The sequence below is a fragment of the Paenibacillus sp. EB106-05-06-XG162 genome, assembly GCF_058791655.1.
Genome location: NZ_JBYTDT010000002.1, coordinates 243867 through 257204 on the forward strand (window position 1 = coordinate 243867; position 13338 = coordinate 257204).

The window sequence follows — 13338 nt, forward strand, 5'->3', positions numbered from 1 at the left end:
TTGAAGGCGAAATTTTGACAAAGCGTGATTCGCTTTGGTTTCATTCGCCCCTTGTTCAGTTATTGAACAAGGGGCTTTTGTTCGTTTATTTTTCAGAAAAAATGACATCATGTCGATACAGAAAGGGGTTATCTGATGGAACGTTTTAAATATTCTACGCTTGTATTTCTTGGTGCATGCAGTTATGGGGTGCTGTCCACGATTCTGAAGCTTGGACTCGGTGCTGGGTTTACCGTACCGCAGATTCTAGGCGGGCAATATTTCTTCGGATGGTGTATGCTGCTTATTCTTATGCTGTTATTCTCCAGGGTAAAGGTTCAAATTAAGCAAGTTGGCGCCTTGCTTCTCGCAGGGATTCCGATGAGTTTGACAGGGTTCTTCTATAGTGTGGCTGTAGCTCAGCTTCCGGCATCGCTCGCGGTGCTCTTATTATTCCAATTCACATGGATTGGTGTTATTCTCGAAGCCATCTGGGAGCGTAAATTCCCAAGCCGCGGAAAAATCGTCTCCATTATTATTCTGATACTAGGTACGGTACTCGCAGGAGGCGTATTGGAACAAGCAGGCGGCAGCTATACGCCGCTTGGCATTACAATGGGCTTGTTATCTGCGCTAACTTTCGCAATCTATATCTTCGTGAGCGGTAAGGTGGCCACGAATGTTCCGGTATTATCGAAAAGTTTCATTATGGTTAGTGGTGCGGTCATCGTGCTGCTCATCGTTCTTACACCAAGCTTCTTGTTCGACGGTTCGCTCGCGCACGGCGCATGGATTTATTCGGTACCACAGGCGCTCTTAGGCAGCATTATTCCGGTCATATTCTTCGCCATCGGCGTGCCGAAGGTAGGACCGGGGCTTGGAACCATTCTAGGCGCAGCGGAACTGCCGGCAGCGGTCATCGTATCTGTCCTCGTGCTGCAAGAGCAAGTGTCCGGGTTGCAGTGGACAGGTATTCTACTCATTATGGTGGGGATTGTGATTCCGCAGTTCACTTCCTTCCGGGGCAAAGATGATCTGCAGCCGCGTAAACTTCGAGAGTCCAGCTCGATTTGATCAGCGAACATTGGCATGATACGATTACCGAAATGACATCATCAGGCTGATGGTTGAAGGAGCGTAATCCTATGTTTGAACAATCGATTATTCCTTGTGTAGGCAGCGAGATTACATTCTCGGTTGTTGCCCAAGGGGAAGATTTATGCGTGACGATTGCAGGGGGAACCAAGCCGCATATCGGAGCGGTCGCCCTTGCTCAAGTTCGTCCCAGTCTAGCGGATTCGAGCCGGTTGAGTGCTTCGGTATCCGTACTGACATTGCTTGGACACAAGGAAGATGAGATCGCCAAGTATGTTGCACAGCAAATTGCTGTCGCACGCGGTGCGAATGTGGTTGTATCCTGCGGCGTGCATATCGATCATGCGAGCCTGGATCAATTGCAAGAAATCGATCAGGTGATACGAACTTGGTGTGCGGACTTTGTACGCCAAATTAGTTGAATTTCTGGAAATACACAAAGCTGCCATGCTAATGCTTGGCAGCTTTGTTGTCGTATAAGTGATGTTCGGGCAAGGTATCCTAAATGTTATCACGATATAAAATCAAGCATTTTTTTCAATGAATTCATCTGTTTTAATGGATTTTCTAGCTACCTTCTTCATTGACATTCTAAAGATTAACGTCATAAAGATAGCAAGGATCGCCGCACTGGCACAGAAGATGAAGAACCCATTATAACCACCGTTAGGTCCGTATGTTTTAAACAACTGAATATTGACGAGAGGAATGATAATATCTGGGAAATAGCCTATAAAGGATACTATCCCGATTGTCAGACCAAGTATCTTTTCATCGATCTTACAATCTCCAAGAAGCGACCAGTAAAGACCTCTAACGGTATAAATCATTAAGCCAATTAGTACGACTTGGATTTTAAAGTACATGTGAGGCATCGTAATCGGTAAGGTTGATATCGCAATTAAAAAAGTGGCAGCTAACCCTAAGGCGATCATTAGGATATTGCTCTTTCCAAACTTATCCCCTAAAAATCCGCCTAACATCCCGCCAATCGGCCGCATCCAAAGCATCAATACAGTGACTTCACCTACCGTTGCTGGATCAATTTTGATGTTCGTTTGTAAAAACCCACCTTGGTAATATACGGCCCAGGTCACAATATAGGACATAAATATGATGCCGCTTAGCAGCCAGATAAACTTGTTTTTGAAAATTAGTTTGAAATCTTGCACGTTCATTTTTTTACTGGTTCCTGCCGCTTTTACAGAAGATTCTTTTTTGATAGAAGTTTTGTCATCTTTAACAAAAAGTAAAATAAGTACGGACACCAATATAAGCGCGACGGAGTACATATAAACAACAGATTGTAAGGCTTCTTTCTTATGAGCTAATGCTGTACTGTCTCCTAATACGTTTGAAAAAATAAACAATGCGATACTGGCTAAGATTGCCTCTACTAATCCACGGCCGCCGTCTAAAGCGCCGAAAAATCGTCCTTCTTCTTCCTTTTTAGCAAGTAACTTTACTAGTTTTAGATGAGCTGCCCAAAAGGTGAAGACAGAGAAAAAGCCCCAAATACCAAATATGACTAAAACCATTGAATAACTCGGAACTTGAGCAAACCATAGTCCGGTCAGTCCACAAATCAAGAGTGAAATGAATAAAAGTTTTTTTGCGGAAAATCTATCAGCAAGCCAGCCACTTGGAGAATATCCTACAAGATAGGCTACACCCAAAACGGAAAATATGCCATTTAACTGTGGAAGAGTTATGCCGTAAACTTCCAAAATGGTTTCTTGATAATTTGTTTTTAGATAGATAAGTGGAAAAATCGATCCTGCTGCTAGAACAATGAGCAAAAATTGAAAATATCTTTTGTAATTTTTGTTTTCCACAAAATCACTCTTTTCTTAACTGAAAATTGGATAAGATCGTTTTAATATTTCATCTGTGTAAACCCTTACATTTTTGACAACAGTATCGTTAATCGTATTGTAGAGTACATGATTGTTTTGATTTGGTATAAAGGTCTGCTGCGTTTTCACCATTTTGCTTGCAGCCTCATAAAAATCATTGTAAATCCCTAAATGCTGGCAGACACAAATGGCAGCTCCTAGACACGCACTGCTGCTTCCTGAACGCCTGTGAACTGGTAATCCAAATAGATCAGCAATAATTTGCATCATCACATCACTTTTGGAGCCCCCGCCTATGACGACTAAATCTTTTAACGTGACATTTATTTCCGATAACATATCATCAATATTGTTCTTAATATTAAAAGAAATCGCTTCCAGAATTGAACGGTAAATATGATATTTGGTATGGCGCTGATCAAAACCGATCATGATCCCTTTACGATATGGCATCGATGGTGTTGCTAACCAGTCAAGGATGGTAATCAGGCCGTCACTGCCGACAGGAACATCCTGCGCTCTTCTATTCAAATATTCCTCTTCCGATACACCCAGTTTTCCTGCTTCTGTAACGAATTCTTCACCGATCAGTTTTTTGAACCAACTCACTGTCCACAAACCACGTCGTATTCCATTTGATTCATAAACATATTTAAATGGAATACATGCAAGCGTTGGAAAGAAATTAACGGCATTTTCCTTATATTCATTGCGTAACAACATGGACGAAATAAATGTTCCAAGAGAGATCATGATGGTACCTTCGTCCTTCATTCCGGAGCCCAGGGCCTCTACAGCTTTATCGTTGGCTGTCGCTACTACGGGTATATCATGTTGGAAACCAAATTCCTCGACCAATTCTTGTCTCAGCATTCCCAGCTTTTCGCCCGGTTTTACAAGATCAAATACCATTTCTTTTTTCAATCCATTTGCCTCAAATACTTCCTCGTCTTTTGACCAATCTAACGTTTCGCGGTCCAATGGCCAGTGAACTTCATAATTAGAGGCCGAGTCCTTCAATTCCCCAGTCAACCGAAAGCCTAGATACCCGGAAGTCGTCGTCACATATTTTACTTGGTCATCCGAATGTACATAGGGATTGTTCAATCTGGAATCCATCCAGCTTATCACGGGATAAGCTAGATGGCCATTTTCCTTTAATAACACACGACAACATCTAATGGTGCAAAGTCCAATTCCAGCGATATCTTTAGGGTCGCCAGTAAAATGGGCTAGACAATTTTTAATAGCTCCGTATACACTGTCCCATAAATCATCATCAGGATGGATGACAACCCCTGGTTCAGGTGATAACGTTTCTTTTAATTGAAAGGATCCGAAAGCCACTTCATTTCCTTCAACATCATAAATGGCTACTTTTGTACTTTGCGAGCCATTATCAATCCCCATTACATACTTGTTCATATGATCACCTTATATTAACCTTTAATATATTTTAGGCCTTCTCGCTGAGGGAAGATCGTACCAAAATTCATGATTCCATTAGGGTCAAAAGCTTCTTTTAATTTTTCCAACATATAGTAAGCTGATCCATGTTCTTCCTCTGTCCACTCGGTACGATACTTTCCAATACCATGGTGATGACACATAGAACCGCCAAGCTTCAATGTTTCTTCAATAATAATAGAATGGATAGGATGGTGATAAATTCTCATTTCATCTTCGGGCGCACAATTAATATTATAGTTATATACAAAGTACATATTTGTTCCATTGAGATAACTATGAGATGAGTGTCCACCAAGCATCGTGATGTCTTCTATTCTGTCAAACTCTTCCCGAACTCGTTTTATTACATTATGGTAAATCTGTGTAATGTTTTCCCAGTCCGCTGATACTTCTGTTGTAAAACCATCATGTTTATGATGATCAACCATGGTTTGGAATTCACGATCGAGTTGTTCCTGCGTCCAATTCAAGTTATTAAACCAATTTTCGATTAATTGGTCTTCAACTTTTTCAACGATTCCATCTTGGAATTTAGCAACGGCTTCTTCAATCGCTTTATTCGTTGCCGTAACAATACCTTTTGGTCCTTCTGACATGAAAATCAACACACATTTGTCTTTATAGAAGTGAGAAAAATGTTGTCTTGCATCTTCTTCCGAATAGACGCGGGCAACGGATGGTCTAAAGCCGTTCGTAATCACTTCTCTTAAAATATAAATACCTGTATCAACATCGTTTAGTAAATAACCATGGAAAACGTTGTTTTCAGGATAGTATTTAAAAATTTTCACGGTAACTTCAGTGATATAACATAATGTTCCCTCATTGCCGATGACAATGTGTCTAATATCTGGTCCTCCAGCTCTTCTTGGAACATTTTTAATTCTAGAAATATGTCCGTTCGGAAATACACATTCGAGTCCTACAACCATATCTTCAATCGCACCGTATAAGGTTGAAAATTGTCCAATACTTCTTGTTGCCAATAATCCACCAAATTGTGCAACTGGTTTAGACTGTGGAGAGTGACCCGTTGTGTAACCAATTTTACGAAGCTCATCTTCCAATGTTTGAAGTTTTACGCCTGCTTGGACCGTTGCTTGCATGTTATAGGGATCGATTTTAATGATATTATTCATTCTTGACCCATCAATAACCATAGCGATTTCTTTCCAGTTTTCCAGACCGCCTTCTGTAGCTGTTTTTCCACTACGAGGAATCACATTGATCTTGTGTTCATTACAGAACTGCAGAAGTGCTTGTACTTCTTCGGTAGAGTGTGGATATACGATCGCCATTGGCATGGGAACGTCAAGGACTTTTTTAGCTTTTGCATATTTTTTATAGCGGTCAGAAGATGCATCATATAATGCTTCATAATCGGTATTGATTTGTTCGATTGAAATAATTCCCTCTAATTCTTTTAACAATTGTTCTTTGATCTTCGTAGTTTCTTCTTTTAATAATTTTTCATTCGCCATTGTGACATTTCTCCTTTTATCGATTTCAATTTTTCGTTATCGTACTAAGTAGCCGCCATCAACATTCACGAGAGTTCCATTAACATAATTGGAAGCGTTTGAAGCTAGATATACAACTGTACCCATTAAATCTGAGATATTGCCCCATCTATTGGCAGGAATATGATCTAAAATCCGTTGATTGGCTTCAGGATTCGCTCTAGTCTCTGCAGTAACGGCAGTAGCAAAATAGCCAGGTGCAATCCCATTTACTTGAATATTGAATTGAGCTAATTCATCACAATATGCTTTTGTAAAACCTGCTAAACCGTGTTTCGTTGCCGCATATGCCGGTGACCATTGCCCCCCAAGGTAGGAAAACAAGGAACAAGTATTAATGATTTTCCCGCTTTTTTGTGGAATCATATACTTTGCCACTTCATGAGCCAATTCAAAGGCTGCCGTTAAATTGATTGCGACCATTTTATCCCATTGAAGTCGAGTAAACTTCGTCACATCTGGTTCATTGATACAAATGCCTGCGTTATTCATGAGGATATCTATTTTTCCGTATTTGTTGACACATTCTTCTGCAATTTTTCTACAAGCATCCTCTTGAGTAACGTCTGCAATCATAAGATGGTACCGAACACCTTCTGCCTCAATCATGCTTCTTGTTTCACCATTGTCATCAGCAATGCTAACTGCAAAGATGTCCGCCCCTGCTTTTGCAAGTGCCAAGGCAAACCCTTGCCCTAATCCAGAATTTCCTCCAGTAATAATGGCCACTTTTCCTTTTAAGCTAAAAAAATCCATTGAGAAGTCTTTGATATCCATTTATCTACCATCCTCCTTGTACATTGATTATTTTCCATGAGGCTATTCTATAACAGAAAATTTAAAATGTAAACGGATTCAATAGAAAATTTTCTATTATTTTAATTTTAAATTATGGAAATGGAAAATTTTCCGATGTTCATTGACTGCTATCAGGCAATGAATTACAATAATTTCAGTACATTAGAAAAGAGAGATCGTATGATAAATGTAAATTTAAATAAGTTGAATCCACTAGAGATTTCTGTCCACGATAAGCTATCAAAAATAATTAAAGATAATGAGAATATTAGAATATTAGAAGCTGCTGAGCATTGTGATGTGTCTCCTTCTAAAGTATCGAAACTTGTGAGGAAACTTGGTTTTGAAAATTTTAAACAGTACAAGCAGTTTTTTAGCGGGGAGCAAATCAGTTCTGAGGGAAAAAAAATATCAAGCGAGCTTGAAAGACTAAAAAATTATATCGAAAACTTTGACCCTGTTTTGGTTGATAATTTTTTATCTATGTTTAACAAATACAACAAAATCGTTCTTTTTGGTCTAGGTCCATCGTTTATATGCGTGGAATACTTTCTATATAAACTCGCTCTTCTATCAGGAAAGAGTATTTCTGTGGCCCAAAGTGAAGATTATGCTCAACGTCTAATTGACAAAGAAACACTTTTAATTGTTTTTTCAGTAACCGGTAAATTTTCTTCCTTTGAAGACCTTTCAAATACAGTAAAGTCTCACGGGGCTGAAATGCTACTAATTTTAGAGGAGTATAATACTTCATTAGCGTTAGAAATCGATAATATATTTTTCTTAACAAAGTCTACTCAAGATGAAAATTTATTACCCTTTGAAAAAACTCGAACCGTATTCTTTATTTTCATAGAAGAAGTAATTGCAAAGTTAATGTCAGATCGAGATTCGGATAAATTGTAGCCAGATCCACTGAAAATCCCTTAAATACACAAAGCTGCCTTGCTAATGCTTGGCAGCTTTGTTGTCGTATAAGTGATGTTCGGGCAAGGTATCCTAAATATCAGTGGAGGCTAGGGTGAGCCACTTGCGGTTATGATGTTCTTGAACCTCAACTGGTGTATCGAAGAAATCGCTCAATACATCGGACTGCAGACAGTTCTTCGTCTCATCTGCTTTATAAATTTCTCCATTTTTCACAAGGAGCGTATGTGTGAAGCAGGGAGTAATCTCTTCAATATGGTGCGTAACATACAGCAGTGTAGGTCCGCCGGGCTGCTCTGTAATCCGCTGGATCATTTGCAGCAGCTGTTCCCGTGCGAAGATATCGAGTCCTGTACATGGCTCATCTAATATCAAGAGGTCTGGATTTGCCATCAATGCACGTGCGATCAGAATTTTCTGGCGCTGCCCTTGCGATAAGGTATCGTATGTACGTGCAGCCAACGTAGAACAGCCTAGGAAATCCATTAATTCTTCGGCTTGCTTCAAGTCCTGTTCTTCGGTTTTGTCATACAGACCGATGGTTGCAAACTTGCCGCTGAGTACGATGTTAAGCGCGGTCTGATGACCATACAGCTTCTGCTGCAGCGACGTACTGACCCAGCCAATGCGTTTGCGAAGCTCTCGAAGGTCTACCTCGCCAAATTTATGGTCCAGTACTTCGACTTCACCGCTGGTTGGCCAGATATAGCCATTCACGATGTTGAGCATCGTTGTCTTGCCTGAACCATTCAGGCCCACGATACACCAATGTTGTCCATGCGCTACTTCCCAGTTCATACCACGTAATATCATAGTGGTGTCACGCCGCCATGATACATTGTTCAGTGATATAATCATGCCCAAGTTCCCCCTCCTTATGCACGTTCTGCACCGCTTATTCTTTGGCTAGCGCTTCCTCCGCTGCATCTAAGATTAGATTGAACAAATCATCATCCGTCTCAATGAGGCTATCTGCTGCCAGTAGTTCCTCTTCACTTCCAGATTCTTTGGCGAAATTCAAGCTGTAGTCCCAATCGATGCCTCTTTTGCTGTGTAAAGAAATTTCGTATAGGGAAGCATGTTGTTCGAGTGTGAATTGAACAGACCCGAAGTATCCTTCTTCACGCTTCTCCATCACGGCGTTTACGATTGTTAATTTCATATGGTTTGCCACCTGTTCTTATGGATTCTTTAATACTCAATTACGGTTATTATATCATTTCTTGGTAAATTTCACGATTGTAACGCAGGGATTTGATCTACTGCCGGCGTCTTAACTATGGAAGGGGTACGAACTCGACCAAAGTCTAGGAAGAAATACCGCTTTAAGTCAGTGTTGAAACTTCTCATAACGGACTACAATGTTATTAGGATCAAGTATTAAAAAAGGAAGGAAGCTTGAGATGATACGAAATGAAGCCGCGGCGATGCCATCGCGAATTTTGGTTCTTTCCGGCCCTTTGGGACACGGGCATTTGCAGACAGCAAAATCAATTGTAGAAGCTTCGCAGTTAATTCGCAGCGACATTGAAGTAGAAATTGTGGATTATATGGAGATTACATCACCGCATTTGCATCAGGTTGGTGCATTCTGTTATGCCCAATGGGTACGGACATTCCCGAGCATTTACGGTTACTTATATAAGAAGACACGGCATGAGAATTTTATGGTCAAAGAGGCGAAGCGTGTTCGAGGATCGAGCCTGCGTGCACTTTTGAGACTGATTGAAGAAAAGAAGCCTTCGGTGATCGTCAGCACATTCCCGCCGGCAGCGGTTGCGGTATCCAAGCTGAAAATGCGCGGTTGGATTAACTGTAAGACCGCAACGGTCATTACGGATTATACGGACCATAGCTTCTGGCTAAACCCTGGAACGGATTTGTATTTGGTTGGGTCGGAGCGCGTAGCGCGTTCCTTGATGAAGCAAGGGATTGCCCGCTCGACGATTGAGGTCACAGGAATTCCCGTACGCCCGAAGTTCTATAAGACGTATGACCGTGAACAGCTTCGGCGTAAGTATCAATTGGATCCGAATAAATTAACCGTCCTGCTCATGGGCGGAGGCTGGGGATTAATCCCGGACGCCGTCTTGCGTTCGATGCAAAATCCAAAGTGGAAAGACCGCGTACAATTCGTCGTGATCTGCGGTGCGAATGAGAAGCTGCGGCATCGACTCCAGGGCGTTGCCGATCATAGCGAAGTATCGATTACGGTCCTTGGTTATGTGGAGCAGATTCATGAGTGGATGGCTTGCTCGGATCTCATGATGACGAAACCAGGGGGGATCTCGACTAGTGAGGCACTCATGCAGCAGCTGCCGTTATTGCTGTATAAAGCGTTGCCAGGTCAAGAGGAAGATAATGTTCAAGAGCTTGTTGAGACGGGGATGGCCGTATATGCACCAACAGAAGCGGAGCTTGAAATGCAATTTGCGTGGATGATGACAGATCCAACACGGATCCGAGAAATGCGTGCGCGAGCAAAATCCTTGCGGAAGCATTCCCCGTACCATGCATTATCTGCCATCCTAACCTTAGAAGAAAGTTCACCATTAACCATATCGATGTACGAACGGGCCCCTTTACAGGTTAACCCGCTCGTCTAACCATACCAAGAGGATTAACCGATCATCATTTTGCCTTCCAGGCGTCGGTATCCTCTTTTTTGTATAAAAAAAATGAATTGGAGAGTGGGACAAAGTATTCTAACTTGCTAATCACCTTCATATAGTAAGAGTACCAAGAGAGGAGGTGGTTCGGATGTTACAAGAGGATCTCAACGAAGAGTTGGAAGCGGTTTCCGAATCCGAGGCAGAAGAGGCTGCCGAGGAAGAAGCAGAGGCTGAGGCGGAAGTGGCAGAAGAAGAGGCGTCGGAGGAGAGCGAAGAAGCGGAAGCTGAGGAATCGGAAGAATCGGATGCCGAGGCGTCGGATGAGGAAGAAGAAGAAGATTCGGAAGACGAAGCAGCGGAGGAATCGGAAGAAGCTTAGTCGCTGCGGCTTCGTTCAAGAATGGCGAACACCCCCAATCGGTCATCGGTTGGGGGTTCGCTGTGTTCCTTAACTCGCGGAGAGGATGCCAAGAGGGCCATTCTCATTGATAATATCTTGTATTTGATAGACGGAGATGGGGAACATCGGGAATCCATAATAATACGGTGTAATTTCATACAATTCGAAATATATGACAAGTGATTTGTCCGCAACATAATAGTCCTGATCCGGTCGAATACTGGTGAACGGTTCGAGTAAATCGATCTTACGTTCCTTGATTTGAACGCAAATGATGTCTGACAGCCGCTGTACATAGTTACTGCCTGGCTTGAAGAGCTCAGCAAGGCTGTAGAACTTGCCGGTCTTCACATTGCCTGTTAATGATTTCAGGTAGGTCATCCCATGAGCTTGATGGTCATAGAATGCATAGTTGCTTTGGGTTAGGCTCAAAATAGCTCTTTCATTCGTTTTGATCTCGTAGCCGCCCTGCATGTCAGATTGAGGCGTGTTTGGGTCAAAGTTTTGCATTTTGACAAGGGATTCGGTTTGATTCTTAATCGTTGTGTTCATTCGTTTCTCAACGACGGAATTCGGTAAGTTAATGATTTGCGGGTAATATATTTTTACGTTTTTGGATTTAATCGAAGCGTTCTTCAGTTGCACGGGGAAAGAGAATGGATCCATGGGGTTCATCCTTTCATGGGGACAATCGCCTATAAGTCCTGGCATTTTATCCTATGTCGTTAGGGTCAAAGTGCAACTTGTCCTCCGCTAATGAAGGTAAGTATCGTCAACTCAAACATACTACGTTATATTTTTCGAGGGGATATTCTTCATTTTGGGCCCTTAAGTGAAAGGGATAGTGCGTTCGTCACATTCAATATGTGAAATAATGAACAAAGTTTGAACGTTATAAAACACCTCTTGTTTTTCTGGAGAAAGTGCTATATGATTGGTTCATCAACAAGTTGTGAAAAAAGTCACATTAAATCTTACGAGATTGTGGTAAGGGATTCTGGTTGTAAGCAGCCATGAGATTTAAGCAACGTGCAGTATGGAAGTCAAGGCAATCACATCGTGCACTCTCAGAAGTGAAAAGTTTCACGATCTAGGATGAGTAACGATAAACGAACGATTTCAAATAGGTCATGGAACGTCAGGATGGGTCACCATGAACTGCTCGTACCAAGAAATGTGAATGTATTCACAAATTAAATGAAGAACTACCCATTAGAGGTTACCATATCGAGGAGGCGTTATTTATGAAAATCGCAGTTATCGGATGTACACACGCAGGAACAGCAGCCATTGTGAATGCAGCAAATTTGTATCCAGAAGCAGAAATTACTGTTTATGAAAGAAATGATAATATCTCGTTCTTATCGTGTGGGATTGCACTTTATGTCGGCGGCGTTGTGAAGGATGCGGAAGGTTTATTCTACTCCTCGCCAGAGAAGCTGGCTGAACTGGGTGTAACGACAAAGATGCGTCATGATGTGATCGCGGTTGATACAGAGAACAAGATCCTTCGTGCACAGAATTTGGAGACGAACGAAGAAGTGGAAGATACGTTCGACAAGTTGATCATTACAACAGGCTCGTGGCCGATTCTACCGAAGATTGAAGGCTGGCAGCTCGATAATATCGTACTCTCGAAGAACTTCAACCATTCGAATACGATTATTGAAAAAGCAAAACAAGCAGAACGCATTGTCGTCGTCGGTGCAGGATACATCGGAATTGAACTTGTGGAAGCATTCGAGATGAACGGCAAACAAGTGACCTTGATTGACAGCACCGAGCGTGTGCTCAGCAAATATCTAGACCCTGAGTTCACGGCACAGACGGAAGAGACGTTGAAGTCGCACGGCATTGAGCTCGCACTAGGACAGACGGTAACACGGTTCGAAGGCGAAGCAGGTAAAGTGACGAAGGTCGTGACAACCAAGGGTGAATATGACGCAGATCTCGTCATCCTGTGCATCGGCTTTAGACCGAATACGGAACTCTTCAAAGGACAGCTCAAGATGATGGATAACGGTGCGATCATCGTGGATGCGTATATGCGTACGAGCCAGCCAGATGTCTACGCCGCAGGCGATAGCTGTGCGATTGTCTACAATCCAACGGGTCAGCATGCTTATATTCCACTCGCAACAAATGCTGTACGGATGGGAACGCTCGTCGCTCGCAACTTGGTAGAGCCGAAGATTGCCTATATGGGAACGCAAGGTACGTCGGGAATCAAAATCTACGAAGAGAACATTGCAACAACAGGCTTAACGGAGACGGCGGCTCTCGACATGGGGATGAATGTGAAAAGTGTTACAATCAAAGAACATGATCGACCTGAATTCATGCCAACGTATGAGGATGTAACGCTTAAAGTCGTCTACGATGCGAAGACACGCCGCATTATCGGAGCACAGCTGATCTCGAAGGCGGATCTAACCCAATCGGTGAACACCATCTCGGTCTGTATCCAGAATCAGATGACGGTGGATCAACTCGGATTTGTGGACTTCTTCTTCCAGCCGCATTACAATAAACCGTGGAATTTCTTGAATACAGCGGGATTACAAGCACAATAATGTAAGAGAATAAAGGGCGAGGAGCTTCGATGAATCGATAGCTGCCTTGCCCTTTTTGGCATGATCACAGGTTATGTTTGTCATATAAATCCAGTTGTTATATGCAAT

Annotated in this window: 13 protein-coding genes; 6 read left to right on the forward strand and 7 right to left on the reverse strand. The window is 42.2% G+C overall.

The genetic code is table 11. The annotated features are described in order from the left end of the window. Positions 1-135: 135 nt before the first annotated feature. A complete protein-coding gene (locus AC3WU2_RS06950; RefSeq protein WP_492452631.1) occupies positions 136-1053 on the forward strand; it encodes an EamA family transporter in 918 nt (305 codons plus the stop codon). A gap of 71 nt (positions 1054-1124) precedes the next feature. Continuing rightward, positions 1125-1496, forward strand: coding sequence for a prenylated flavin chaperone LpdD (gene lpdD, locus AC3WU2_RS06955; protein WP_492452633.1), 372 nt, complete (start codon positions 1125-1127; stop codon positions 1494-1496). A 102-nt stretch (positions 1497-1598) separates the two neighbouring features. Here the strand turns inward: lpdD and AC3WU2_RS06960 are convergent, their stop codons facing one another. From AC3WU2_RS06960 to AC3WU2_RS06975, 4 genes are read right to left on the reverse strand one after another with little or no spacing between them, the layout of a single operon-like run. Next, the gene (locus AC3WU2_RS06960) at positions 1599-2909 is read right to left on the reverse strand and encodes an MFS transporter (RefSeq protein ID WP_492452635.1); all 1311 of its coding nucleotides are present in this window, start codon (positions 2907-2909) and stop codon (positions 1599-1601) included. A gap of 15 nt (positions 2910-2924) precedes the next feature. After that, complete coding sequence (locus AC3WU2_RS06965; protein ID WP_492452637.1) at positions 2925-4355, reverse strand: FGGY-family carbohydrate kinase; 1431 nt, start codon at positions 4353-4355, stop codon at positions 2925-2927. Positions 4356-4369: 14 nt separating this feature from the next. After that, on the reverse strand, positions 4370-5881 hold the full coding sequence (locus tag AC3WU2_RS06970) for an FAD-binding oxidoreductase (RefSeq protein ID WP_492452639.1): 1512 nt from the start codon (positions 5879-5881) through the stop codon (positions 4370-4372). A gap of 36 nt (positions 5882-5917) precedes the next feature. Next, positions 5918-6697 carry an SDR family oxidoreductase gene (locus AC3WU2_RS06975; protein ID WP_492452641.1) on the reverse strand — a complete coding sequence of 260 codons (780 nt, stop codon included), beginning with the start codon at positions 6695-6697 and terminating at the stop codon, positions 5918-5920. Positions 6698-6898: 201 nt separating this feature from the next. Here AC3WU2_RS06975 and AC3WU2_RS06980 point away from each other — a divergent pair, with 201 nt between their 5' ends. Continuing rightward, on the forward strand, positions 6899-7624 hold the full coding sequence (locus AC3WU2_RS06980; protein ID WP_492452643.1) for a MurR/RpiR family transcriptional regulator: 726 nt from the start codon (positions 6899-6901) through the stop codon (positions 7622-7624). Between the two features lie 93 nt (positions 7625-7717). On the opposite strand, the gene AC3WU2_RS06985 is transcribed toward AC3WU2_RS06980, so the two are convergent. Beyond that, positions 7718-8503, reverse strand: a complete 786-nt coding sequence (locus AC3WU2_RS06985; RefSeq protein ID WP_492452645.1) for an ABC transporter ATP-binding protein — start codon at positions 8501-8503, stop codon at positions 7718-7720. Positions 8504-8540: 37 nt separating this feature from the next. Beyond that, complete coding sequence (locus AC3WU2_RS06990) at positions 8541-8807, reverse strand: hypothetical protein (RefSeq protein ID WP_018754621.1); 267 nt, start codon at positions 8805-8807, stop codon at positions 8541-8543. Positions 8808-9048: 241 nt separating this feature from the next. Between AC3WU2_RS06990 and AC3WU2_RS06995 the strand changes: the two genes are divergently transcribed. Both AC3WU2_RS06995 and AC3WU2_RS07000 read left to right on the forward strand, forming a co-directional pair. Further along, positions 9049-10251 (forward strand): MGDG synthase family glycosyltransferase, encoded by a 1203-nt coding sequence (locus AC3WU2_RS06995; protein ID WP_492452647.1) that lies wholly within the window; start codon positions 9049-9051, stop codon positions 10249-10251. 154 nt (positions 10252-10405) lie between these two features. Continuing rightward, positions 10406-10636, forward strand: coding sequence for a hypothetical protein (locus tag AC3WU2_RS07000; protein ID WP_492452649.1), 231 nt, complete (start codon positions 10406-10408; stop codon positions 10634-10636). 69 nt (positions 10637-10705) lie between these two features. On the opposite strand, the gene AC3WU2_RS07005 is transcribed toward AC3WU2_RS07000, so the two are convergent. Next, positions 10706-11323 (reverse strand): DUF3298 and DUF4163 domain-containing protein, encoded by a 618-nt coding sequence (locus AC3WU2_RS07005; protein WP_492452651.1) that lies wholly within the window; start codon positions 11321-11323, stop codon positions 10706-10708. A 578-nt stretch (positions 11324-11901) separates the two neighbouring features. Here AC3WU2_RS07005 and AC3WU2_RS07010 point away from each other — a divergent pair. After that, complete coding sequence (locus AC3WU2_RS07010; protein ID WP_492452653.1) at positions 11902-13230, forward strand: FAD-dependent oxidoreductase; 1329 nt, start codon at positions 11902-11904, stop codon at positions 13228-13230. Positions 13231-13338 lie beyond the last annotated feature (108 nt).